This is a genomic window from Enterobacter sp. ku-bf2, from assembly GCF_001742765.1.
GTDB classification, from domain to species: domain Bacteria; phylum Pseudomonadota; class Gammaproteobacteria; order Enterobacterales; family Enterobacteriaceae; genus Enterobacter; species Enterobacter quasiroggenkampii.
In genome coordinates this window covers 136,835-160,923 of sequence record NZ_MDVW01000001.1, presented here as the reverse complement: position 1 = coordinate 160,923, position 24,089 = coordinate 136,835, and the positions used below count along the sequence as shown (strand labels likewise).

Below are 24,089 nucleotides of genomic sequence, written 5' to 3'. Positions count from 1 at the left end.
CAGATCGTTAAAATCAAGTCGTCTTAAAACGTAATACAGGTTGCGCCCTGCTCAGCACCGGAGAGTTTCTCACGCAGCGCGCCAAACATTTCGCGTCCTGTTCCCACGCGCGACGCGCTCAGGTCAGGAATATGGGGCTGACGTGCCGCCAGTTCGGCATCATCCACCAGCAGGGTTAACTCGCCTGTCTGACCGTTAACGCGGATCATGTCACCGTCACGCACTTTCGCCAGCAGGCCACCGTCGTACGCTTCCGGCGTCACGTGGATGGCTGAAGGCACTTTACCTGAGGCGCCAGAGAGGCGTCCATCGGTCACCAGTGCAATTTTGAAACGGCGGTCCAATAATACACCAAGTGGTGGCATAAGTTTATGTAATTCTGGCATCCCGTTGGCTTTAGGCCCCTGATGACGCACCACCACCACGCAGTCTTTATCGAGCAGACCGGCGTCAAAGGCAGGTAATACGTCGTGCTGGCTTTCAAATACCACCGCCGGCGCTTCGATAATCTGGTTCTCTTCCGGTACGGCAGAGGTCTTCATCACCGCGCGACCGAGGTTACCGCTGAGCACTTTGGTGCCACCGTGAGGAGAGAACGGTCTGTCGATGGTGGCGATAACCTGCGCATCAAGAGACGCGCTCGCCCCTTCACGCCAGTCCAGCTCGCCGTTGTTCAGCCATGGCTCCTGGGTGTAGCGTTGCAGGCCAAAGCCCGCCACGGTGTTGACATCTTCGTGCAGCAGACCGCCTTTCAGCAGCTCGCGCATCAGCAGCGGTACGCCGCCCGCGGCCTGGAAGTGGTTAATGTCCGCCGGGCCATTCGGGTACAGGCGTGCCATCAACGGCACCACGGAAGAGATCTCGGAGAAGTCATCCCAGTTAATCAGAATGCCCGCAGCACGCGCCATGGCCACCAGGTGCATGGTGTGGTTGGTTGACCCACCGGTTGCCAGCAGCGCGACAATCCCGTTGACGATGACCTTTTCGTCGACCATTTTGCCCATCGGCATCCATTCGTTGCCGTTGCCGGTAAGACGCGTGACCTGACGGGCCGCAGCCTCGGTCAGCGCTTTGCGCAGCGGCGCGTCCGGCTGGATAAAGGATGAGCCCGGAAGCTGCATCCCCATAAACTCCACCACCATCTGGTTCGTGTTCGCGGTACCGTAGAACGTACAGGTGCCCGGCGCATGGTAGGACGCGGCTTCCGCCTCCAGCAGCGCCTGACGGTCTGCTTTCCCTTCCGCGTACAGCTGGCGGATACGGACTTTTTCTTTGTTCGGCAGTCCGCTTGCCATTGGGCCCGAGGGCACGAAGATCGCAGGCAGATGACCAAACGACAGCGCGGCCATCACCAGGCCCGGAACAATCTTGTCGCACACGCCGAGATAGAGCGCACCATCAAACATGTTGTGTGACAGACCCACCGCCGCGGACATGGCAATCACTTCGCGGCTCAGTAGGGAGAGCTCCATACCGTCCTGACCCTGCGTTACGCCGTCGCACATGGCGGGTACCCCACCCGCCACCTGGCCGACCGCATTCACGCTGTGCAGCGCTTTACGGATGATATCCGGATAAACCTCATAGGGCTGGTGCGCGGAGAGCATATCGTTATAGGCGGTAATGATAGCGATATTGTTACGCAACATGCTTTTCAGCGACGCTTTATCGTCAGGCTGGCAGGCGGCGAAGCCGTGCGCCAGGTTACCGCAGGCCAGTTGAGATCGGTGGACGGTGTTGCTCTTTGCCTGCTCAATCCGGGCGAGGTAGGCCGAACGGGTCTCTTTCGAGCGCTCAATAATGCGCTGTGTTACGCGTAACAATGTCGGATTCATAAAAGCTCCTCTCATTTATCTGTCCGGGCTCGGGAGTTTACAAAGTCGCTGGCAGTTGTTAACAACGCTGAAACGCTTGCTGTCCGGAGCTCAGGGGCAAAATCACTTCCGGCAGTGTAATAAAAAAAGCTCCGCGGGTGAATCCACGCGGAGCTTAAAAGTTGAAAATTGTGCCACGAGCTGTGTTAGATCATGTTACCGGTAAAATAACACTTTCGGGCTAGCGGATTATCTTACTCAAACTCATTCCAGGAGCGGCCATCGCGGGTGATCATCGCCACCGACGCGACAGGTCCCCAGGTACCCGCCTGATACGGTTTTGGCGCATCCTGATCGGCAGCCCAGGCTTCGGTGATGGAGTCGACCCATTTCCACGCCTCTTCCACTTCATCGCGACGCACGAACAACGCCTGAATACCGCGCATGGTTTCCAGCAGCAGACGCTCGTACGCATCGGCCAGGTGCGTCTGGTTGAAGGTTTCGGAGTAGCTCAGATCCAGCTTGGTGGTCTGCAGGTTGTGTTTATGATCCAGGCCCGGCACTTTGTTCAGGATCTGGATATCCACGCCCTCGTCCGGCTGCAGACGAATGGTCAGCTTGTTCTGCGGCAGCTCCTGCCAGGACTCTTTGAACAGGTTCAGTTCCGGGTTCTTAAAGTAGACAACCACTTCGGAACATTTCGCAGGCAGACGCTTACCGGTGCGCAGGTAGAACGGAACACCCGCCCAGCGCCAGTCGTCGATATCCACGCGGATCGCCACGAACGTCTCGGTATTGCTGGACTTGTTCGCGCCCTCTTCTTCCAGGTAGCCCGGCACTTTTTTGCCCTGCGCAAACCCGGCGGTGTACTGGCCGCGAACGGTCTTCTCACGCACGTTGGAGCGGTCGATGCGGCGCAGCGATTTCAGCACTTTCACTTTTGCGTCACGGATGCTGTCCGCCGTCAGGTCAGACGGTGGAGACATGGCAATCATGCACAGAATCTGCAGCAGGTGGTTCTGGATCATGTCGCGCATCTGGCCAGCCTGGTCAAAGTAACCCCAGCGGCCTTCAATACCCACCTCTTCTGCCACGGTGATTTCCACGTGGTCGATAGTGCGGTTGTCCCAGTTATTCACAAACAGGGAGTTGGCAAAACGCAGGGCCAGCAGGTTCAGTACCGTCTCTTTACCGAGATAGTGGTCGATACGGTAGACCTGGCACTCTTCAAAGAACTCGCCCACCTGGTCGTTGATTTCACGCGAGGTTGCCAGCGACGTACCCAGCGGCTTCTCCATCACGACGCGCGCCGGTTTGGCGTTCAGTTTGGCTTCGCCCAGGCCTTTGCAGATGGCGCCGAAGGTGCTTGGCGGCATGGCGAAATAGTTAATCGTGACACGGTTTTTCTGATCCAGCATCGCGCCTAAGCGGGTAAACGCGCTGACGTCATTAACGTCCAGGTTGCAGAAATCGAGACGTCCACTCAGGGTATCCCACAAACTTTCATCAATTTTTTCCTTCATGAAAGTTTCGAGCGCCTCGCGGACAACTTTGGTATAAGCGTCCTTGTCCCAGTCGGCGCGCCCTACACCCAGGATACGGGTATCCGGATGAATTTGGCCCGCTTTCTCCAGTTGATACAGGGAAGGCAGCAATTTTCGGCGTGCAAGATCGCCTTTCGCGCCGAAAATGACCAGGTCACATGCCTGGGCTGTTTGCGTTACCGCCATGTCATTCTCCTCAGTTGGATCACCTGGTACTTCTGCCAGGTATCGTTGTAATTTTATTACAATGCACTGTACTGCTTTTACGTCATTCCCGAAACCATTAGCGCTTATCGTCGCGTGCGATACCGCGATTTTTCACCCTTCGGATGATTTCGACGGCTTAATGACGCAACAACCGTCGTTTCTTTGCGCAACAGGGTCATAGCAAAACCCGACACCGATCAAGTAATGAAAAAAAACAACAACATTATCTTGTCGATTGTTACCCTTAATGGAAGCCACAAGGGTAATATCGGCTAAATCGAATCACGATTTCATCAATTTATGAAATCGTTTACACCCATGAGCATCCTGTTAACATGAACATGCTGGAAAAAATCCAGTTTCAACTGGAACACCTTAGCAAATCCGAGCGAAAAGTGGCCGAGGTCATTCTCGCCTCTCCCGCTCAGGCGATTCATTCAAGCATCGCCGCTCTGGCACAGGAAGCGAGTGTTAGCGAACCCACGGTCAATCGCTTTTGCCGCAGCCTGGAAACGCGCGGCTTTCCTGATTTTAAACTGCATCTGGCGCAAAGTCTGGCTAACGGCACCCCTTATGTTAATCGTAATGTGGATGAAGACGACAGCGTTGATGCCTATACCGCGAAAATTTTTGAGTCGGCCATGGCTTCGCTCGACCACGTCCGTCAGTCACTGGACATGAGCTCCGTGAATCGCGCGGTGGATTTACTCACCCAGGCCAAGCGAATTGCGTTCTTTGGGCTCGGGTCGTCGGCAGCCGTCGCGCATGACGCCATGAACAAATTTTTCCGCTTTAACGTCCCGGTGATTTATTCCGATGACATTGTCCTGCAACGCATGAGCTGTATGAATTGCAGTGAAGATGACGTCGTGGTACTGATTTCGCATACCGGCCGCACCAAGAGTCAGGTTGAGCTGGCGCAGCTGGCCCGTGAAAACGATGCCATGGTGATTGCCCTCACAACGGCAGGCACGCCGCTGGCGCGTGAGGCAACACTGGCGATCACCCTCGACGTGCCGGAAGACACCGACATTTATATGCCGATGGTCTCCCGCCTGGCCCAGCTCACCGTGATTGACGTGCTCGCGACCGGTTTTACCTTACGTCGGGGGGCAAAATTCCGGGATAACTTGAAGCGGGTCAAGGAAGCGCTGAAGGAATCGCGTTTTGATAAAGAATTGCTTATAAAGAGCGATGTTCCCTGATAGTTGATAACGAAGACGTCACGAATAATGACGATGTAACGATTTACGGCATTCGGTCCCCTCGCCGCTGCCTTGCAGCAGATGAAGGCCGATTCAATGTTCACGCAACACCAAAGTTGTTTCAGTCAACGGAGTATTACATGTCCAGAAGGCTTCGCAGAACCAAGATCGTAACCACCTTAGGCCCGGCCACCGATCGCGATAATAATCTCGAAAAAATTATTGCCGCCGGTGCCAACGTGGTGCGTATGAACTTCTCTCACGGTACGCCAGAAGACCATAAATTACGTGCCGATAAAGTGCGTGAAATCGCAGCAAAACTGGGCCGCCACGTTGCTATCCTCGGTGATTTGCAGGGTCCAAAAATTCGTGTCTCCACCTTTAAAGAGGGGAAAGTTTTCCTCAATATCGGCGACAAATTCCTGCTGGATGCCAACCTGGGCAAAGGCGAAGGCGATAAAGAAAAAGTCGGTATCGACTATAAAGGCCTCCCGGCTGACGTCGTACCTGGCGATATCCTGCTGCTTGATGACGGCCGCGTACAGCTTAAAGTGCTGGAAGTTCAGGGCATGAAAGTGTTCACCGAAGTCACCGTCGGCGGCCCGCTCTCCAACAATAAAGGCATCAACAAACTGGGCGGCGGCCTCTCTGCAGAAGCGCTCACCGATAAAGACAAAGCGGACATCGTGACGGCTGCGCTGATCGGCGTTGATTACCTGGCTGTCTCCTTCCCGCGCTGCGGCGAAGATCTGAACTATGCGCGTCGCCTGGCACGCGATGCAGGCTGCGATGCCAAAATCGTCGCCAAAGTTGAGCGTGCGGAAGCCGTTTGCGATCAGGATGCCATGGACGACGTGATCCTCGCGTCTGACGTGGTGATGGTTGCGCGCGGCGACCTGGGTGTGGAAATCGGCGACCCTGAGCTGGTCGGTATTCAGAAAGCCCTGATTCGTCGCGCACGTCAGCTGAACCGCGCGGTGATCACCGCCACTCAGATGATGGAATCGATGATCACTAACCCGATGCCAACCCGTGCCGAAGTCATGGACGTGGCAAACGCCGTGCTTGACGGAACCGATGCGGTGATGCTCTCCGCAGAAACCGCAGCAGGTCAGTATCCGGCAGAAACCGTGGCCGCCATGGCGCGCGTCTGCCTGGGCGCTGAAAAGATCCCAAGCATCAACGTCTCTAAACACCGTCTGGACGTGCAGTTCGACAACGTGGAAGAAGCGATTGCGATGTCGGCAATGTATGCGGCAAACCATCTTAAGGGCGTTACCGCGATCATCACCATGACCGAATCTGGCCGTACCGCGCTGATGACCTCGCGTATCAGCTCGGGTCTGCCGATCTTCGCCATGTCCCGTCACGAACGTACGCTGAACCTGACGGCGCTCTACCGCGGCGTGACGCCGGTTCACTTCGACAGCACCAATGACGGCGTGGCCGCCGCGCACGATGCCGTAAACCTGCTGCGCGACAAAGGCTATCTGGTGTCCGGTGATATCGTCATTGTGACCCAGGGCGATGTGATGAGCACCATCGGCTCAACCAACACCACCCGCGTTATGACCGTCGAGTAATAACGTCTCTGTTAAAAAGCCCTCTCCAGATGGAGAGGGCTTTTTTTATTTCGTTGGATACAGCTCTTTGCGTTTATACGGCTCTGTTTCGCCCGGTTTGCGCGTTTTAAGCAGCTTCAAAATCCACGTGTACTGTTCGGCATGCGGTCCCACCAGAATCTCCACCTCTTCGTTCATCCGACGCGCAATGGTGTGGTCATCGGCGGTGAGCAGATCGTCCATCGGCGGACGAACCTCAATACTCAGGCGATGCGTTTTGCCGTCATAGACCGGGAACAGCGGGATCACCCGGGCACGACACACTTTCATCAGGCGACCAATCGCGGGGAGCGTCGCTTTATAGGTCGCAAAGAAATCGACAAACTCGCTGTGCTCGGGGCCGTGGTCCTGATCCGGCAGATAGTAGCCCCAGTATCCCTGACGTACCGACTGAATGAAGGGCTTAATGCCATCGTTACGGGCATGCAGGCGTCCACCAAAACGACGACGCACCGTATTCCAGACAAAATCGAAAATCTTATTGCCCTGATTGTGGAACATTGCCGCCATCTTCTGGCCCTGAGAGGCCATCAGCATCGCCGGAATATCAACGCCCCAGCCGTGTGGGACAAGGAAAATGACTTTCTCGTCATTGCGACGCATCTCCTCGATGATTTCCAGCCCTTTCCAGTCAACGCGATCGACAATTTTATCCGGCCCTTTCAGCGCCAGCTCCGCCATCATCGCCATGGCCTGCGGTGCGGTGGTATACATCTCATCAATGATTGCCTCGCGCTCGGCATCACTCTTTTCCGGAAAACAGTAATAGAGGTTGATCTGCGCGCGACGGCGGGCACTCTTGCCAAAACGCCCGGCCAGACGGCCAATTTTACCCAGGACAGGATCGCGGACGGAAGCCGGCAGCATCGCTATCCCCGCAAAGGCATAAACGCCAAGCCAGGCGCCCCAGTTGCGCGGATGACGAAAGGATTTTTCAAACTCAGGAATGTATTCAATATTGTTTTTTTGGGTTTCCATGCTGGATCCAGGGTCTGATGACGCAAAAAATTATTCAGATAGTGTAGCGAGGCAGTCGTCCGCGCACAAAAGAAAAAGCCGGCGTCAGTGTGCGCCGGCTTTTTTAACAAAAACAGAGGGCTTAGTCTAAGCTCAGCTGCGGCAACACCTCTTTCACCTGCGCCAGATAATCAGTACGATCTTTACCTGTCAGGCCTTCGGTGCGCGGCAGTTTCGCCGTCAGCGGGTTCACTGCCTGTTGGTTAATCCACACTTCATAGTGCAGGTGCGGGCCGGTAGAGCGTCCGGTATTACCAGAGATCGCAATACGATCGCCACGTTTCACCTTCTGGCCCGGTTTAACCAGCAGCTTACGCAGGTGCATGTAGCGGGTCGTATACGTACGGCCATGACGTACCGCAACGTAATACCCGGCTGCACCGCTACGTTTGGCCACCACCACTTCACCATCCCCTACCGCCAGAACCGGTGTGCCCTGCGGCATGGCAAAGTCAACGCCACGGTGCGGTGCGACACGCCCGGTTACCGGGTTCAGACGACGCGGGTTAAAGTTGGAGGAGACGCGGAACTGTTTAGCCGTCGGGAAGCGCAGGAAGCCTTTTGCAAGGCCCGTACCGCTGCGGTCGTAGAACTTACCGTCTTCAGCACGGATCGCGTAATAATCTTTGCCCTCGGAGCGCAGACGCACGCCCAGCAGCTGGCTTTGCTCGCGCTTGCCGTCAAGCATTTCGCGGGACATCAGAACGGAGAACTCATCGCCCTTCTTCAGTTTGCGGAAATCCATCTGCCACTGCATGGCTTTGATCACCGAACTGATTTCAGCGCTGGTCAACCCTGCATCACGCGCGCTGGAAACAAAGCTTGCCCCCACGGTGCCTTTCAGAACGCTGTTAACCCAGTCGCCCTTCTGCATTTCGCTGGTCATTTTAAAGCCCGTCGCCGTGCGATCGTAGGTGCGGGTTTCGCGGCGGGACATTTCCCAGGTCAGACGCTGCAGATCGCCATCGGCCGTTAACGTCCAGGAGAGCTGTTGCCCAATTTTCAGGTTGCGAAGATCTTTATCTGCCGCCGCCAGCTGGCTGATATTCCCCATGTCGATGCCGTACTGGTTCAGCACGCTGCTCAGCGTGTCCCCGGTAGAAACAACATATTCGTGAATACCCGCTTCGTTCTCGGTTTTATCGTCCAGTTCATCCTGTGGAATTGCTTCATCTTCCTGAGCCGACTGGTCGATAGGCTCACTGGCTTCAGGCAGCAAAGAACGGATTTCGCTCTTTTCAAGCTCGATGGTTTTGATAATAGGGGCAGAACTCGGGTGGTAAACATAGGGCCGCCAGACGGCGACCGCTAAGGTGAGTACTGTAAGCGACCCCAGCATGACGCGGTGGGGTCGAGGCAGATTGTTAAATGCCAGGGCGACAGAGCGGGCTATCTGTTGCACGTATTCACTTCCTCGTTAATCTCCTTTCAGGCAGCTCGCATACTGGTTCGCCAGTTGGCTGAGGAACTGCGAATAGCTCGCTTTGCTCAACTGGATATTCGTTCCTAGCGGGTCAAGGGTCCCCATGCGCACGGATGTCCCCCTGGCCACGGCTTCTACGACCGCTGGCCTGAACTGTGGCTCAGCAAAAACGCATGTCGCTTTTTGCTCAACCAGCTGTGTTCTGATTTCATGTAAACGCTGCGCACCAGGTTGAATTTCAGGGTTGACGGTAAAATGACCCAGCGGGGTCAAACCGTAGTGTTTTTCGTAATAGCCGTAGGCGTCATGAAAAACGAAATACCCTTTTCCTTTCAACGGTGCGAGCTCATTACCAACCTGCTTATCGGTTGCGGCTAATTGTGCCTCAAAATCTTTCAGGTTGGCGTCTAGTTTGGCTCGACTTTGCGGCATAAGTTCCACTAATTTGTCATGGATTGCAACCGCTGAAAGCCGCGCTATCTCTGGGGATAACCAAAGATGCATGTTGTACTCGCCGTGATGGTGATCTCCATCACCTTTTTCACCGTCGGCAGCATGATGGTCATGTTCGTCGCCGTCGTCATCCGCCCCTTTCATGAGTAACGGTTTCACGCCGGGGAGGTCGGCAATCGCGACCTGTTTTTCACCCGCCACCTGTTTTGCTGACTTCTGCATAAACGCTTCCATTTCCGGACCGATCCAGACAACTAAGTCCGCGTTTTGTAAGCGTTTTACATCGGAAGGGCGCAGGGAATAATCATGCTCCGATGCACCATCCGGGAGCAGAACCTGGGTTTCTGTTACCCCGTCAGCAATGGCTGACGCGATGAACCCGAGTGGTTTAAGCGAAGCGACAACCGCAGCGTTAACATCTTGTGCGGTTGTACCCCAAAGGGCAGCGGATAATGCTGCGAAAAGAAGCGTATTTTTATGTAACATAATGCGACTAATCATCGTAGTGAATGCGTGGAATGTGATATTATAACATTCGTTGACTTCTTCAAGCTTAAAATGACATGACGACATTGGTTTCCCTTGAAAATATTTCGGTCTCATTTGGCCAGCGCCGCGTCCTCTCTGACGTGTCGCTCGATCTGAAGCCCGGCAAAATTCTGACGCTGCTCGGCCCCAATGGCGCAGGCAAATCCACTCTGGTGCGGGTGGTGCTGGGTCTGGTCGCACCCGATGAAGGCGTGATCACGCGCGAGGAAAAATTGCGCATCGGCTATGTGCCGCAAAAACTGCACCTCGACGCCACGCTGCCGCTGACGGTGAGCCGTTTCCTGCGCCTGCGTCCCGGCACGCGTAAAGCCGATATTCTCCCGGCGCTGAAGCGCGTGCAGGCGGGCCATCTTGTCGATGCGCCGCTGCAAAAACTGTCCGGCGGAGAAACGCAGCGCGTTTTACTTGCCCGCGCGTTGCTCAGCAGCCCGCAGCTGCTGGTACTGGATGAGCCGACGCAGGGCGTAGACGTCAACGGCCAGGTCGCGCTATACGACCTCATTGACCAGCTGCGCCGGGAACTGAACTGCGCGGTGCTGATGGTATCCCACGACCTGCATCTGGTGATGGCAAAGACTGACGAAGTGCTGTGTCTTAACCACCATATCTGCTGCTCCGGCACGCCTGAAGTGGTCTCCATGCATCCGGAATTTATTTCCATGTTCGGCCCTCGCGGCGCTGAACAGCTCGGCATCTATCGCCATCATCATAATCATCGCCATGATTTGCAGGGACGAATCGTTCTGCGTCGGGGAAATGGACACTCATGATTGAACTGTTACTGCCCGGCTGGCTGGCCGGGATTATGCTTGCCTGCGCCGCGGGCCCGCTCGGCTCGTTTGTGGTGTGGCGCAGAATGTCTTACTTCGGTGATACCCTGGCGCACGCGTCCCTGCTGGGCGTGGCTTTTGGCCTGCTGCTGAACGTCAACCCGTTCTACGCGGTGATTGTGGTCACGCTGCTGCTGGCGGCCGGTCTGGTCTGGCTGGAAAAGCGCCCTCACCTCGCCATCGATACCCTGCTTGGCATCATGGCGCACAGTGCCCTGTCGCTGGGCCTGGTGGTGGTCAGCCTGATGTCGAATATCCGCGTGGATCTGATGGCTTACCTGTTCGGTGACCTGCTGGCCGTCACGCCAGACGATCTCATCGCTATCGCGATTGGCGTTGTGGTGGTGCTCGGCATTCTGCTCTGGCAGTGGCGTAACCTGCTGGCCATGACCGTCAGCCCGGACCTGGCGTTTGTCGACGGCGTGAAGCTGCAGCGCGTTAAGCTGCTGCTGATGCTGGTAACGGCGTTAACCATTGGCGTGGCGATGAAGTTTGTCGGGGCGCTGATTATTACGTCACTGCTGATCATCCCTGCGGCTACGGCGCGTCGTTTTGCCCGTACGCCGGAGCAAATGGCCGGTGTGGCCGTGATTGTCGGAATGATTGCGGTAACGGGTGGACTCACCTTCTCGGCGTTCTATGACACGCCTGCCGGGCCGTCCGTGGTGCTGAGTGCGGCGGTGCTGTTTATCTTCAGTATGATGAAGAAGACCGCGCAGTAGTGGACATGTCCCCGGTGGCGCTTCGCTTACCGGGGCTACAAATTATCGCTGCTTACGGCATTGCCGGTGGCGTAATGCCGAAATGATTCCACGCCCGCACCGTCGCCATGCGGCCACGCGGTGTGCGCTGCAAGAAGCCCTGCTGGATCAGATACGGTTCAAGCACATCCTCAATGGTTTCACGCTCTTCCCCGATTGCCGCCGCCAGGTTATCCAGCCCGACCGGGCCACCAAAGAACTTGTCCAGCACCGCCAGCAGCAGCTTGCGGTCCATGTAGTCAAAACCTTCGGCATCGACGTTCAGCATATCCAGCGCCTGCGCGGCGATCTCAGCGGAGATCGAACCGTTGTGCTTCACCTCAGCAAAGTCACGCACGCGGCGCAGCAGGCGGTTGGCAATACGCGGCGTACCGCGGGAACGCTTCGCCACTTCAAACGCACCTTCTTCGCTCATCTCCAGCCCCATATAGCGGGCGCTGCGGCCAACGATGTGCTGGAGGTCGGCCACCTGGTAAAACTCCAGACGCTGCACGATACCGAAACGGTCGCGCAGTGGAGAGGTCAACGACCCGGCTCGCGTCGTTGCGCCAATCAGGGTAAACGGCGGCAGATCGATTTTGATGGAGCGCGCAGCCGGACCTTCACCAATCATGATATCCAGCTGATAATCTTCCATCGCCGGATAGAGCACTTCTTCCACCACCGGTGACAGACGGTGGATCTCATCGATAAACAGCACGTCATGCGGTTCGAGGTTGGTCAGCATGGCCGCCAAATCGCCCGCCTTCTCCAGCACCGGGCCGGAGGTGGTGCGCAGGTTTACGCCCATTTCATTAGCGACGATATTCGCCAGCGTGGTTTTGCCCAACCCCGGAGGGCCAAAAATCAGCAGGTGATCGAGCGCATCGCCGCGCAGTTTTGCCGCCTGGATAAAAATCTCCATCTGGGAACGAACCTGCGGCTGGCCAATGTACTCATCAAGCAGTTTTGGGCGAATCGCGCGATCCACCACATCCTCTGCCTGAACAGTGCCTGCCGAAACCAGGCGGTCTGCTTCAATCATCCTTTACCTCACAATGCAGCGCGCAGCGCTTCACGAATCAGGGTTTCACTGCTGGCGTCCGGTTTGGCAATTTTACTTACCATGCGGCTGGCCTCCTGAGGTTTATAGCCCAGCGCCACCAGCGCGGCAACCGCTTCCTGCTCGGCGTCATCATCCGTCGCAGGCGCGCCTGGGGAGGTCAGCACCAGATCGGCCGCCGGCGTGAAGAGATCGCCATGCAGGCCTTTGAAGCGGTCTTTCATCTCGACAATCAGGCGCTCTGCCGTTTTCTTACCAATGCCAGGAAGCTTAATCAGCGCAGCAGGATCTTCACGCTCAACGGCATTCACAAACTGTGGCGCTGACATGCCGGATAAGATCGCCAGCGCCAACTTTGGCCCGACGCCGTTGGTTTTAATCAGCTCGCGGAACAGCGTGCGTTCCTGTTTGTTGTTGAAGCCGTACAGCAGCTGAGCATCTTCACGCACCACAAACTGAGTAAAGACAATCGCCTCTTTGCCCGCGTCCGGCAGCTCGTAGAAGCAGGTCATCGGCATATGGACTTCATAGCCCACGCCACCCACTTCCAGCAGCACTAACGGGGGTTGTTTTTCAATGATGATGCCTCTGAGTCTGCCTATCACGTGACGCTCCTGCGTTCTGGAAGAAATTAACTGCCGACATAATAAAAAAAGGCTGGATAAACATCCAGCCTGATTTGTCATTATCGTAACCTGCCTCGCGCCAGATTGAGCCGCGACTCGCTCATTTGCATCGCGTTCTGGCTGACGTGACAGTGGGTAATCGCAATCGCCAGCGCATCCGCGGCGTCAGCCTGCGGGTTTGCAGGGAGCTTCAGCAGGGTACGCACCATGTGCTGCACCTGACTTTTCTCCGCGCTACCGATGCCCACCACCGTCTGCTTGACCTGACGTGCCGCGTATTCAAATACCGGCAAATCCTGGTTTACCGCAGCCACGATGGCCACCCCGCGCGCCTGACCGAGCTTTAGCGCCGAATCGGCGTTTTTCGCCATAAAGACTTGCTCGATGGCGAAATAGTCCGGCTGAAACTGGGTGATGATCTCCGACACGCCCGCATAAATGAGCTTCAGGCGCGACGGCAGATCGTCCACTTTGGTGCGAATACAGCCGCTGCCGAGGTAGGTTAACTGGCGTCCCACCTGACGGATAACGCCATATCCGGTGACGCGTGAGCCTGGGTCAATCCCGAGAATAATCGACATCACGCGTCTCCTGTAACGGATCTACACGCTCTCATTAGAGAGTCGCTGCAACCTCATCAGAGATTTCACCGTTGTGGTACACTTCCTGAACGTCGTCGCAGTCTTCGAGCATGTCGATCAGACGCAGCAGTTTTGGTGCAGTTTCCGCATCCATGTCCGCTTTGGTGGACGGGATCATGGAGACTTCAGCGTTGTCCGCTTTCAGGCCAGCCGCTTCCAGCGCATCGCGCACGGCACCCATCTCTTCCCACGCGGTGTAAACGTCGATAGCACCGTCGTCAAAGGTCACCACGTCTTCCGCACCGGCTTCGAGCGCCGCTTCCATGATCGCATCTTCGTCGCCTTTCTCGAAGGAGATGACGCCTTTTTTGCTGAACAGGTACGCAACGGAACCGTCAGTGCCCAGGTTGCCACCGGTTTTGGTGAACGCGTGGCGCACTTCCGCAACGGTACGGTTACGGTTGTCGGACAGGCACTCAACCATTACCGCCGTACCGCCAGGACCGTAACCTTCATAGATGATGGTTTCCATGTTCGCGTCTTCATCGCCGCCCACGCCACGTGCGATAGCACGGTTCAGGGTGTCACGCGTCATGTTGTTGGACAGCGCCTTATCTACCGCCGCACGCAGACGCGGGTTAGACGCCGGGTCGCCGCCACCCAGACGCGCTGCCGTCACCAGCTCGCGAATGATTTTGGTAAAGATCTTACCGCGCTTGGCATCCTGTGCCGCTTTGCGGTGTTTGGTGTTGGCCCACTTACTATGACCTGCCATAAAAAGTTCTCCAAAAATCGCGCCTTTTCAGGCTGCGTTAATTACAAATTCTTCAATCGCCTGCCGGTTGCTCCACGACTTGGTCAGTGCGGCGGCATCCGCCGCATTCACCCAGCGGTAGGTCAGGTGTTCGGTAAACACGATCTCCCGTTCATGGGGGAGCGCGAGACAGAACCACGATTCCGTATTGCGCTCGGTACCCGGCGCGTAGCGATGACGTAAATGGCTAAAAATTTCAAACTCCACCGTGCGCTGACAGTCCTTCAGGGTCAGTTGCTCGCGGGCAACGTCAATGGCGACCTCTTCCTTTACTTCACGCGCGGCGGCCTGCGGCGCGGTTTCCCCCTCTTCCAGACTGCCGGTAACCGACTGCCAGAATTCAGGGTCATCGCGCCGCTGCAACATCAGCACCCGCTTCGTGTCTTCTGCATAAATGACCACCAGGACCGAAACGGGGAGCTTATATGTCATATCAGTTTTTCTCTTCCTTCTTCACCACCTCAATGCCCAGCTCAGCCAGTGCGGCAGGGTTGGCAAAGCTTGGCGCTTCGGTCATCAGACACGCGGCGGCAGTGGTTTTCGGGAAGGCGATCACATCACGGATGTTATCGGTGCCGGTCAGCAGCATGGTCAGACGGTCAAGACCGAAAGCCAGACCCGCGTGCGGAGGCGTACCGTATTTCAGCGCGTCCAGCAGGAAGCCGAATTTCTCACGCTGCTCCTGCTCGTTGATGCCCAGGATGCCGAACACGGTCTGCTGCATTTCACCGCTGTGAATACGCACGGAACCGCCGCCCACTTCGTAGCCGTTAATGACCATATCGTAGGCGTTGGCGACCGCCTCTTCCGGTGCCGCTTTCAGCTCTGCCGCCGTCATCTCTTTAGGCGAAGTGAACGGGTGGTGCATCGCGGTCAGGCCGCCCTCACCGTCGTCTTCAAACATTGGGAAGTCGATAACCCACAGCGGCGCCCATTTGCTCTCGTCGGTCAGGTTCAGGTCTTTGCCGAGCTTCAGACGCAGCGCGCCCATCGCATCCGCAACGACTTTCTTGTTGTCTGCACCGAAGAAGATCATGTCGCCGTCCTGCGCGCCGGTGCGCTCCAGGATCGCTTCCACGATGTCTGCGTTCAGGAATTTCGCGACCGGGCTGGTGATACCTTCCAGACCTTTCGCACGCTCGGTCACTTTAATATAGGCCAGACCTTTCGCGCCGTAGATCTTGATGAAGTTACCGTAGTCGTCGATCTGCTTACGGCTCAGAGCCGCGCCGCCCGGTACACGCAGCGCTGCTACGCGGCCTTTGGCGTCGTTAGCCGGGCCCGCGAATACCGCGAACTCCACGTTTTTAACCAGATCAGCTACGTCTACCAGCTCCATTGGGTTACGCAGGTCTGGTTTGTCAGAGCCATAGCGACGCTCGGCTTCCGCGAAGGTCATGATTGGGAAATCGCCCAGCTCAACGCCTTTCACGTCATTCCACAGGCTACGCACCAGAGCTTCCATCACTTCACGCACCTGCTCGGCGGTCATGAAGGAGGTTTCCACATCGATCTGGGTAAATTCAGGCTGGCGGTCAGCACGCAGGTCTTCGTCGCGGAAGCATTTCACGATCTGATAGTAGCGATCGAATCCGGACATCATCAGCAGCTGTTTGAACAGCTGTGGAGACTGCGGCAGCGCGTAGAATTTGCCTTTATGAACGCGGGATGGCACCAGGTAATCGCGCGCGCCTTCCGGCGTGGCTTTGGTCAGCATCGGGGTTTCGATATCGAGGAAACCGTGGTCATCCATAAAGCGACGCACCAGGCTGGTGATTTTCGCACGGGTTTTCAGGCGCTGAGCCATTTCCGGGCGACGCAGATCCAGGTAGCGGTATTTCAGACGCGCTTCTTCGGTGTTGACGTGGTTGGAGTCCAGCGGCAGCGCTTCAGCACGGTTGATGATCGTCAGATCGGACGCCAGCACTTCAATGGCACCCGTCGCCATGTCGGCGTTAACGTTTTTCTCGTCACGCGCACGTACGGTGCCGGTGACCTGAATGCAGAACTCATTACGCAGCTCAGAGGCCAGCTTCAACGCATCTGCGCGATCCGGATCGAAGAACACCTGAACGATACCTTCGCGGTCGCGCATATCGATAAAGATAAGGCTACCAAGATCACGACGACGATTGACCCAACCACACAGGGTGACCTGCTGTCCGACGTGGGACTGACGCAGCTGCCCGCAATATTCTGTACGCATGAGATATCCCTTAATTAGCCGCAGGCTAAATGTCGCCTGGTATGCAGGCTACTATGTCGCAGCTTTCTGTATGTCACAACTGGATGAAAAAAGGCGGCTATTATACTGGAAATTCCGCCGGACGATAAGAGCGAACCACGGCCAGGCGGTCGTTTGCTGCACTCTTATTGCGCATTCTCACAAAAATTAACAAAATTATGCGACCAATAACAGGCCATCACGTCGTATGGTGTCTGGAAGTGATTAATTTAACGGGAGTAACGATGTTAACCCTTGATGCCAGAAAAACCGCGCTTGTAGTCATTGATTTACAGGAAGGCATTTTGCCCTTCGCCGGTGGCCCGCATACCGCGGACGATGTAGTCAGCCGCGCCGCCCGCCTGGCGGAAAAATGCCGCGCCAGCGGTGCCCCGGTTGTCATGGTGCGCGTCGGCTGGTCTGCGGATTACGCCGAAGCGTTAAAACAGCCCGTTGATGCGCAGGCACCCGCCCGTGCCCTGCCGGAAAACTGGTGGACGTACCCGGTCTCGCTTGGCAAACGCGACAGCGATATCGAAGTCACTAAACGCCAGTGGGGCGCATTTTACGGCACCGATCTTGAGCTGCAGCTCCGCCGTCGCGGCATTGACACCATTATCCTGTGCGGTATTTCCACCAACATCGGCGTGGAGTCGACTGCCCGCAACGCGTGGGAGCTCGGTTTTAATCTGGTGATCGCCGAAGATGCCTGCAGCGCGGCCTCCGCGGAACAGCACCAGGGCAGCATGACCCACATCTTCCCGCGCATCGGCCGCGTGCGCAGCACGGATGAGATTGTCAGCGCGCTATGATGTATGTCGGTTTACCCCAGTGGTCGCACCCGAAATGGGTGCGCCTTGGCATCACCAGCCTTGAAGAGTATGCCCGACACTTCAACTGCGTCGAGGGTAACACTACCCTCTATGCGCTCCCGAAAGCCGAGATTGTTGCGCGCTGGCGGGAACAAACGACCGACGACTTCCGCTTCTGCTTCAAGTTTCCGGCGACCATTTCTCACCAGGCCGCGCTGCGAAACTGCGGTGAGTTGACCGACGAATTCTTTGCCCGGATGGCGCCTCTGGCAAACCGCATTGGCCAGTACTGGCTGCAGCTTCCGGCCGTCTTTGGCCCGCGCGACCTGCCCGCACTGTGGACGTTTCTGGACGCCCTGCCCCGGGAGTTTACCTACGGCGTGGAAGTTCGACACCAGGACTTCTTTGCGAAGGGCGAAGCAGAAAAAGCGCTCAACCGCGGCCTTCTCGAGCGTTCCGTTAACCGGGTGATCCTCGATAGCCGTCCGGTGCACAGCGCGATACCGCACAGTGAGGCCATCATTGAGGCGCAGCGTAAAAAGCCAAAAGTGCCCGTTCATGCTGTGGTGACCGCGAAGAACCCCATGGTCAGGTTTATCGGCAGCGATAACATGCAGCAAAACCAGGCGCTGTTCGCCGTCTGGCTGGAAAAACTGGCCTCGTGGGAACACACCACCACGCCGTATCTCTTTTTGCACACGCCGGATATTGCCCAGGCCCCCGAACTGGTCGATGCTCTGTGGCAGGCCTTGCAGACTGCGGTGCCGTCCGTGGGCAGCGCCCCTTCCATCCCACAACAATCTTCTCTTTTCTGATATCACCCCCTATCATAGTGAAGTGCCATCTGCCAAAAACAGGGAGTTTGTATGGTCAGCGCGCTGTATGCGGTGTTAGGTGCATTACTGCTGATTAAATTTTCATTTGATGTTGTGCGCCTCAGAACGCTCTACCGCGTCTCCTACGGTGACGGCGGATTTTCCGAACTGCAAAGCGCAATCCGCATTCACGGCAATGCGGTCGAATACATCCCCGCGGCCTTAATCCTGCTGCTGTTTATGGAGATGAATGGCGCAGAAACCTGGATGGTGCACATCTGTGGCCTGCTGCTTATCGCTGGCCGCCTGATGCACTATTACGGTTTTCACCACCGCTTAATCCGCTGGCGTCGTTCCGGCATGAGTGCGACCTGGTGTTCACTTTTGCTGATGGTGCTGGCTAACCTGTGGTATATGCCGTGGGAGTTGGTTTTCTCCCTCCATTAGCGCACAATACGCCACTTTATTTTTCCCGGATTTTTACGTTATGTCAGATCGCGACACGCTTTTTTCCGCGCCTATCGCCAGCCTGGGCGACTGGACCTTCGATGAACGGGTAGCCGAAGTCTTCCCGGATATGATCCAGCGCTCTGTTCCCGGTTATTCCAATATTATCTCTATGATCGGCATGCTGGCTGAGCGCTTCGTTCAACCCGGCACGCAGGTCTATGACCTGGGCTGCTCGCTCGGCGCGGCAACGCTGTCGGTTCGTCGTAACGTTCACCACGAAGGCTGCCGAATCATAGCCGTCGATAACTCCCCGGCGATGGTTGAACGCTGCCGTCGCCATATTGACGCCTACAAAGCCCCTGTGCCAGTGGACGTGGTGGAAGGCGATATCCGCGAGATTGAGATCACTAACGCGTCGATGGTCGTGCTGAATTTCACGCTGCAGTTCCTGGTGCCGGAAGACCGCCAGCTGCTGCTGGACAAAATTTATCAGGGGCTGAATCCTGGCGGCGCGCTGGTGCTCTCAGAGAAATTCAGTTTTGAAGATGCCGAGGTTGGCGAGCTGCTGTTCAATATGCATCACGATTTCAAGCGTGCGAACGGCTACAGCGAGCTGGAGATCAGCCAGAAGCGCAGCATGCTCGAAAACGTGATGCTGACGGACTCCGTAGAAACCCACAAGGCGCGCCTGCGTCAGGCCGGATTTGGGCATAGCGAACTGTGGTTCCAGTGCTTCAACTTTGGTTCGCTGGTGGCGCTGAAAGCGGGGAAACCGGCATGATCGAGTTCAGTAACTTCTATCAGCTGATTGCCAAAAATCAGCTCTCACACTGGCTGGAGACGCTGCCTGCGCAGATTGCCGCCTGGCAGCGCGATCAGCAGCACGGCCTGTTAAAGCAGTGGGCGAATGCGGTGGAGTTTCTGCCCGAGCTGACCCCGCATCGTCTGGATCTCCTGCACAGCGTCACCGCTGAGAGTGAAGAACCGCTTCCGCCAGGACAGATCAACCGTATTGAAACGCTGATGCGCAACCTGATGCCGTGGCGCAAAGGACCGTTCTCGCTGTACGGCGTGAACATCAATACCGAATGGCGCTCAGACTGGAAATGGGATCGCGTTCTGCCCCACCTTTCCGACCTGACCGGGCGCACCATTCTGGACGTGGGTTGCGGCAGCGGTTACCACATGTGGCGCATGATTGGCGCGGGTGCGCATCTGGTGGTGGGTATTGACCCGATGCAGCTGTTCCTGTGCCAGTTTGAAGCGGTACGTAAGCTGCTGGGTAACGACCAGCGCGCCCACCTGCTGCCGCTGGGTATTGAGCAACTGCCCGCTCTGAAAGCGTTTGATACCGTGTTCTCCATGGGCGTGCTGTACCACCGTCGTTCCCCGCTGGAGCACCTGTGGCAACTGAAAGATCAGCTGGTCAGCGGCGGCGAGCTGGTGCTGGAGACGCTGGTCATCGAAGGGGATGAACATGCCGTTCTGGTGCCGGGCGATCGCTACGCGCAGATGCGCAACGTTTACTTCATCCCTTCCGCGCTGGCGCTGAAGAACTGGCTGGAGAAATGCGGGTTTGTGGACGTGCGGATTGCCGATGTCAGCGTGACCTCAATCGAAGAGCAGCGCCGCACCGACTGGATGATCACCGAATCCCTGGAGCAGTTCCTCGACCCAACCGATCACAGCAAAACCATCGAAGGCTATCCGGCCCCGATGCGAGCGGTGTTGATTGCGACAAAGCCGTAACCTGTTAGCCGGGTGGCGGCTGCGCCTTACCCGGCCTACTCCCGATTTTCCAGGTCCGGTAAGCGAAGCGCCACCGGGCGCAGGAGAAAAAAAGGCCCCTGTTGAAATTGCAGGGGCCTGGTACAAGCAAGCATCATATTGGGCGACATGATGCGCGGTAAAAATCGGTACGTTGCTACACGTGATGGCGCTCAATCAGCGACTTCATTTCCGCAACCGACTCTCCCTCGACACCGTAGCGTGAATACTCATCCGCTTCAGCATCCGTCGACATAGACAATCCTGTATTGCGATAACGCATGGGTGACGGCATCCATTTGCCTGCCGAGCTGTGCAGCTCTTTTACCCCGGCGTTTAAAAACAGTTCCAGATTGCTGGCACGGACTCCCGCACCCGCCATTATTATTGGAGCGCGGGAATGTGCGTTTAGTTCCGTAATTAATTGCATTCCTTTTTCTGCGGACGCCTGTTGACCCGAGGTCAGAACGCGCGCCACGCCAAGTTCTCCAAGCGTTTCAAAGGCCTGAAGCGGATCTTTACACATATCAAATGCGCGATGAAACGTGACGGCCAGCCCCTTCGCGGCGCTCATGACCTGACGCATGCGCGGGAGGTCGATATTACCGTATTCATCCAGCAGGCCGGTGACCAGCCCCGGGAACCCCAGGTCGCGAACGAGGGCGATGTCTTCAAGCATGGCACCGAACTCGCCCGCCGTGTAACAAAAATCACCGCCGCGCGGACGAATAATCGGGTGAACGGGAATGGTGACGGCCTGACGGGCGGCCCTCAGCACACCGTAAGAAGGCGTCAGTCCGCCCTCTTTGGGTGCCGCACACAGTTCAATGCGGTCAGCCCCGTGTTTTTGCGCGGTGACGGCGCACTCCACGCTGTAACAGCAAATCTCCAGCAGCGCCATTTAATCCTCCTTTACTCCCACCAAACGCGCCATCATGACATGCCGTCCGCTTTCAGTCCCGGCGGGAACTCACATCTCTTGCGCTTCACTGGCAACGATCTGCTCAATGGTCCAGGGATGAAACTTCACCGTGACCTTCCCGTCCGTGACGGCCAGCGTCGGATTCGGTAATCGCTCGCGCTCACCTTTGGGTGAACTGGTCTTCACAAAAATCCCTGGCTGGCTTAAGCCTTCGTCAGCTAACAGGGCCAGCGCACGGGCGTTTAATGTCTCCGGCTCGCCCGGCAGGACAATTTCAATGTGCTCCCACCCTTCGTGCGGATAGCGCTTCTCGCCCGGCCACGGCAGTTCAACCACGGTGAATTGCCAGTGGGCCACGTTCACCGGCTCACGCAGCCTGAACAGGCAAATAGGCCGACCGTTAATGATGTTCTCGGACAGTAACTCGCCGCACTGTTCAAACCCACGACGCCAGCGCTCTGCGGTGGCATTTTGATGGCAGCGCAAAGAGATGTGATCGGCCTCAAGCGGCGCAATATCCAGACCCAGACGGGTGGCAAGTTCTGTGAACGCCTGGGTGAAACGCGGTAAATCTGCGGAAATATCATGCAGTTCGTCAATGGATTGCCAGTTCGCCATAAGTCACTCTCTTTTCGTGTCGCAAAGCCGCTAATTTACTCTGTTGCCCTGTTTTGACCAACCGCAGAATCCGGCTTTTTATGACTGCATGTTTATGCACACCTTCTTAGCCTGGATTCTGAGCAATCTTCAGGCCCCGCGATGCTGACGGCAGAAGGCATTTGCAGTATACTCCCGCCCTAAATTCTCTAACTGGCGCGGGTGGTTGTGAGCCCGCATCAAAAAAGTAAGGTATCCAGGTGAATATTCAGGCTCTTCTCTCCGAAAAAGTCAGTCAGGCACTGATTGCCGCAGGTGCGCCTGCGGATTGCGAACCGCAGGTTCGTCAGTCAGCAAAAGTACAGTTTGGCGACTATCAGGCTAATGGCGTGATGGCAGTGGCTAAAAAACTGGGCATGCCGCCGCGACAGCTCGCTGAGCAGGTACTGACGCATCTGGATCTCGCCGGCATTGCCAGCAAAACCGAAATCGCCGGCCCGGGCTTTATCAACATCTTCCTTGAGCCTGCCTTCCTGGCAAGCCACGTTGACGCGGCGCTGAAATCTGACCGTCTGGGTGTTTCCCAGCCGGAAGCGCAGACCGTCGTGATCGACTACTCTGCCCCGAACGTGGCGAAAGAGATGCACGTTGGCCACCTGCGCTCCACCATCATCGGTGATGCCGCGGTGCGCACGCTCGAGTTCCTCGGTCACAAGGTGATCCGCGCGAACCACGTGGGCGACTGGGGTACCCAGTTCGGGATGCTGATTGCTTACCTGGAGAAACAGCAGCAGGAAAACGCGGGCGAAATGGCGCTGGCGGACCTGGAAGGGTTCTATCGCGAAGCCAAAAAACACTACGACGAAGACGAAGCCTTTGCCGAGCGCGCGCGCAGCTACGTGGTAAAACTGCAGGGCGGCGATCAATACTTCCTCGAGATGTGGCGCAAGCTGGTTGACATCACCATGTCTCAGAACCAGCTGACCTATAACCGTCTGAACGTCACCCTGACCCGTGACGACGTGATGGGTGAAAGCCTGTATAACCCAATGCTGCCCGGCATTGTGGCTGACCTGAAAGCGAAAAACCTGGCGGTTGAGAGCGAAGGCGCAACGGTTGTGTTCCTTGATGAGTACAAAAACAAGGAAGGCGAACCGATGGGCGTGATCATCCAGAAAAAGGATGGCGGCTATCTCTACACCACGACCGACATCGCCTGTGCGAAATACCGTTACGAAACGCTGCATGCCGACCGCGTGCTGTACTACATCGACTCCCGTCAGCACCAGCACCTGATGCAGGCGTGGACGATCGTGCGTAAAGCCGGTTACGTGCCGGACAGCGTTCCGCTGGAACACCACATGTTCGGCATGATGCTGGGCAAAGACGGCAAGCCGTTCAAAACCCGTGCGGGCGGGACCGTGAAGCTGTCCGACCTGCTGGACGAAGCGCTGGAACGCGCCCGTCGTCTGGTGGCCGAGAAGAATCCGGACATGCCGGCCGACGAGCTGGAAAAACTGGCCAACGCCGTGGGTATCGGTGCGGTGAAATACGCTGACCTGTCCAAAAACCGTACCACCGACTATATCTTCGACTGGGATAACATGCTGGCGTTTGAAGGCAACACGGCGCCATACATGCAGTACGCCTATACCCGCGTGCTGTCGGTCTTCCGTAAAGCCAATATCGACGAAAGCGTGCTGGCGAATGCCACCGTGACCATCACGGAAGATCGTGAAGCACAGCTGGCAGCGCGTCTGCTGCAGTTCGAAGAGACGCTGACCGTGGTCGCACGTGACGGCACGCCGCACGTGATGTGCGCTTACCTGTACGATCTGGCGGGTCTGTTCTCCGGCTTCTACGAGCACTGCCCTATTCTCTCAGCGGAGAATGAATCGGTCCGCAACAGCCGCCTGAAGCTGGCGCAGCTGACGGCGAAGACCCTGAAGCTGGGTCTGGATACCCTGGGTATCGAAACCGTAGAACGTATGTAAAGCAAAAAACCCGGCGCAAG

Annotated in this window: 23 protein-coding genes; 10 read left to right on the top strand and 13 right to left on the bottom strand. The window is 56.6% G+C overall.

Annotated features, from left to right (window positions below; all coding sequences use genetic code 11):
• Positions 1-23 precede the first annotated feature (23 nt).
• Together edd and zwf are read right to left on the bottom strand one after the other, a co-directional pair.
• A complete protein-coding gene (edd, locus tag BFG58_RS00765) occupies positions 24-1,835 on the bottom strand; it encodes a phosphogluconate dehydratase (protein ID WP_069718989.1) in 1,812 nt (603 codons plus the stop codon).
• A gap of 233 nt (positions 1,836-2,068) precedes the next feature.
• Positions 2,069-3,544, bottom strand: a complete 1,476-nt coding sequence (zwf, locus tag BFG58_RS00760; RefSeq protein ID WP_023312228.1) for a glucose-6-phosphate dehydrogenase — start codon at positions 3,542-3,544, stop codon at positions 2,069-2,071.
• 356 nt (positions 3,545-3,900) lie between these two features.
• On the opposite strand from zwf, the gene BFG58_RS00755 reads away from it, so the two are divergent.
• Together BFG58_RS00755 and pyk are read left to right on the top strand one after the other, a co-directional pair.
• Positions 3,901-4,770 carry a MurR/RpiR family transcriptional regulator gene (locus BFG58_RS00755; protein ID WP_069718988.1) on the top strand — a complete coding sequence of 290 codons (870 nt, stop codon included), beginning with the start codon at positions 3,901-3,903 and terminating at the stop codon, positions 4,768-4,770.
• A gap of 140 nt (positions 4,771-4,910) precedes the next feature.
• Positions 4,911-6,353, top strand: coding sequence for a pyruvate kinase (gene pyk, locus BFG58_RS00750; RefSeq protein ID WP_008500455.1), 1,443 nt, complete (start codon positions 4,911-4,913; stop codon positions 6,351-6,353).
• Positions 6,354-6,398: 45 nt separating this feature from the next.
• On the opposite strand, the gene lpxM is transcribed toward pyk, so the two are convergent.
• The 3 genes from lpxM to znuA form a co-directional block, all read right to left on the bottom strand.
• Positions 6,399-7,370 carry a lauroyl-Kdo(2)-lipid IV(A) myristoyltransferase gene (lpxM, locus tag BFG58_RS00745; protein WP_045908211.1) on the bottom strand — a complete coding sequence of 324 codons (972 nt, stop codon included), beginning with the start codon at positions 7,368-7,370 and terminating at the stop codon, positions 6,399-6,401.
• A 121-nt stretch (positions 7,371-7,491) separates the two neighbouring features.
• Positions 7,492-8,811, bottom strand: a complete 1,320-nt coding sequence (mepM, locus tag BFG58_RS00740) for a murein DD-endopeptidase MepM (protein WP_048029426.1) — start codon at positions 8,809-8,811, stop codon at positions 7,492-7,494.
• Positions 8,812-8,826: 15 nt separating this feature from the next.
• Positions 8,827-9,771 (bottom strand): zinc ABC transporter substrate-binding protein ZnuA, encoded by a 945-nt coding sequence (gene znuA, locus BFG58_RS00735; protein ID WP_045908280.1) that lies wholly within the window; start codon positions 9,769-9,771, stop codon positions 8,827-8,829.
• A gap of 77 nt (positions 9,772-9,848) precedes the next feature.
• Between znuA and znuC the strand changes: the two genes are divergently transcribed.
• Together znuC and znuB are read left to right on the top strand one after the other, a co-directional pair.
• The gene (znuC, locus tag BFG58_RS00730) at positions 9,849-10,604 is read left to right on the top strand and encodes a zinc ABC transporter ATP-binding protein ZnuC (RefSeq protein WP_048029425.1); all 756 of its coding nucleotides are present in this window, start codon (positions 9,849-9,851) and stop codon (positions 10,602-10,604) included.
• On the top strand, positions 10,601-11,386 hold the full coding sequence (gene znuB / locus BFG58_RS00725) for a zinc ABC transporter permease subunit ZnuB (protein ID WP_048029424.1): 786 nt from the start codon (positions 10,601-10,603) through the stop codon (positions 11,384-11,386). The genes znuC and znuB overlap by 4 nt, the downstream gene beginning before the upstream one ends.
• A 52-nt stretch (positions 11,387-11,438) precedes the next feature.
• On the opposite strand, the gene ruvB is transcribed toward znuB, so the two are convergent.
• The 6 genes from ruvB to aspS all read right to left on the bottom strand — a co-directional run bounded on the left by ruvB (position 11,439) and on the right by aspS (position 16,694).
• The gene (gene ruvB, locus BFG58_RS00720; RefSeq protein WP_008500449.1) at positions 11,439-12,449 is read right to left on the bottom strand and encodes a Holliday junction branch migration DNA helicase RuvB; all 1,011 of its coding nucleotides are present in this window, start codon (positions 12,447-12,449) and stop codon (positions 11,439-11,441) included.
• Between the two features lie 8 nt (positions 12,450-12,457).
• Positions 12,458-13,072, bottom strand: a complete 615-nt coding sequence (gene ruvA / locus BFG58_RS00715) for a Holliday junction branch migration protein RuvA (RefSeq protein WP_023617042.1) — start codon at positions 13,070-13,072, stop codon at positions 12,458-12,460.
• A gap of 80 nt (positions 13,073-13,152) precedes the next feature.
• The gene (gene ruvC, locus BFG58_RS00710; protein WP_003859749.1) at positions 13,153-13,674 is read right to left on the bottom strand and encodes a crossover junction endodeoxyribonuclease RuvC; all 522 of its coding nucleotides are present in this window, start codon (positions 13,672-13,674) and stop codon (positions 13,153-13,155) included.
• Positions 13,675-13,708: 34 nt separating this feature from the next.
• Positions 13,709-14,449, bottom strand: coding sequence for a YebC/PmpR family DNA-binding transcriptional regulator (locus BFG58_RS00705; protein ID WP_008500447.1), 741 nt, complete (start codon positions 14,447-14,449; stop codon positions 13,709-13,711).
• Between the two features lie 27 nt (positions 14,450-14,476).
• A complete protein-coding gene (nudB, locus tag BFG58_RS00700) occupies positions 14,477-14,920 on the bottom strand; it encodes a dihydroneopterin triphosphate diphosphatase (RefSeq protein ID WP_008500446.1) in 444 nt (147 codons plus the stop codon).
• A 1-nt stretch (position 14,921) separates the two neighbouring features.
• Complete coding sequence (aspS, locus tag BFG58_RS00695) at positions 14,922-16,694, bottom strand: aspartate--tRNA ligase (RefSeq protein WP_032675040.1); 1,773 nt, start codon at positions 16,692-16,694, stop codon at positions 14,922-14,924.
• A gap of 263 nt (positions 16,695-16,957) precedes the next feature.
• Between aspS and BFG58_RS00690 the strand changes: the two genes are divergently transcribed.
• The 5 genes from BFG58_RS00690 to cmoB are packed head-to-tail and all read left to right on the top strand — an operon-like array spanning position 16,958 to position 20,538.
• Positions 16,958-17,524 (top strand): hydrolase, encoded by a 567-nt coding sequence (locus tag BFG58_RS00690; RefSeq protein ID WP_045908206.1) that lies wholly within the window; start codon positions 16,958-16,960, stop codon positions 17,522-17,524.
• Complete coding sequence (locus BFG58_RS00685) at positions 17,521-18,339, top strand: DUF72 domain-containing protein (RefSeq protein ID WP_069718987.1); 819 nt, start codon at positions 17,521-17,523, stop codon at positions 18,337-18,339. Before BFG58_RS00690 ends, BFG58_RS00685 begins: the two co-directional genes overlap by 4 nt.
• A gap of 51 nt (positions 18,340-18,390) precedes the next feature.
• Entirely contained in the window at positions 18,391-18,786 is a 396-nt protein-coding gene (locus tag BFG58_RS00680) for an MAPEG family protein (RefSeq protein ID WP_021240443.1), read from the top strand.
• A gap of 40 nt (positions 18,787-18,826) precedes the next feature.
• Positions 18,827-19,570: a carboxy-S-adenosyl-L-methionine synthase CmoA gene (gene cmoA, locus BFG58_RS00675; RefSeq protein ID WP_069718986.1), complete on the top strand. Its 744-nt coding sequence runs from the start codon at positions 18,827-18,829 to the stop codon at positions 19,568-19,570.
• Entirely contained in the window at positions 19,567-20,538 is a 972-nt protein-coding gene (gene cmoB / locus BFG58_RS00670; protein WP_069718985.1) for a tRNA 5-methoxyuridine(34)/uridine 5-oxyacetic acid(34) synthase CmoB, read from the top strand. The genes cmoA and cmoB overlap by 4 nt, the downstream gene beginning before the upstream one ends.
• Before the next feature lie 175 nt (positions 20,539-20,713).
• On the opposite strand, the gene cutC is transcribed toward cmoB, so the two are convergent.
• Together cutC and BFG58_RS00660 are read right to left on the bottom strand one after the other, a co-directional pair.
• Positions 20,714-21,457, bottom strand: a complete 744-nt coding sequence (cutC, locus tag BFG58_RS00665; RefSeq protein ID WP_069718984.1) for a copper homeostasis protein CutC — start codon at positions 21,455-21,457, stop codon at positions 20,714-20,716.
• A 69-nt stretch (positions 21,458-21,526) separates the two neighbouring features.
• A complete protein-coding gene (locus tag BFG58_RS00660) occupies positions 21,527-22,096 on the bottom strand; it encodes a VOC family protein (protein WP_069718983.1) in 570 nt (189 codons plus the stop codon).
• Positions 22,097-22,335: 239 nt separating this feature from the next.
• Between BFG58_RS00660 and argS the strand changes: the two genes are divergently transcribed.
• A complete protein-coding gene (gene argS / locus BFG58_RS00655; protein WP_008500436.1) occupies positions 22,336-24,069 on the top strand; it encodes an arginine--tRNA ligase in 1,734 nt (577 codons plus the stop codon).
• Positions 24,070-24,089: the final 20 nt, after the last annotated feature.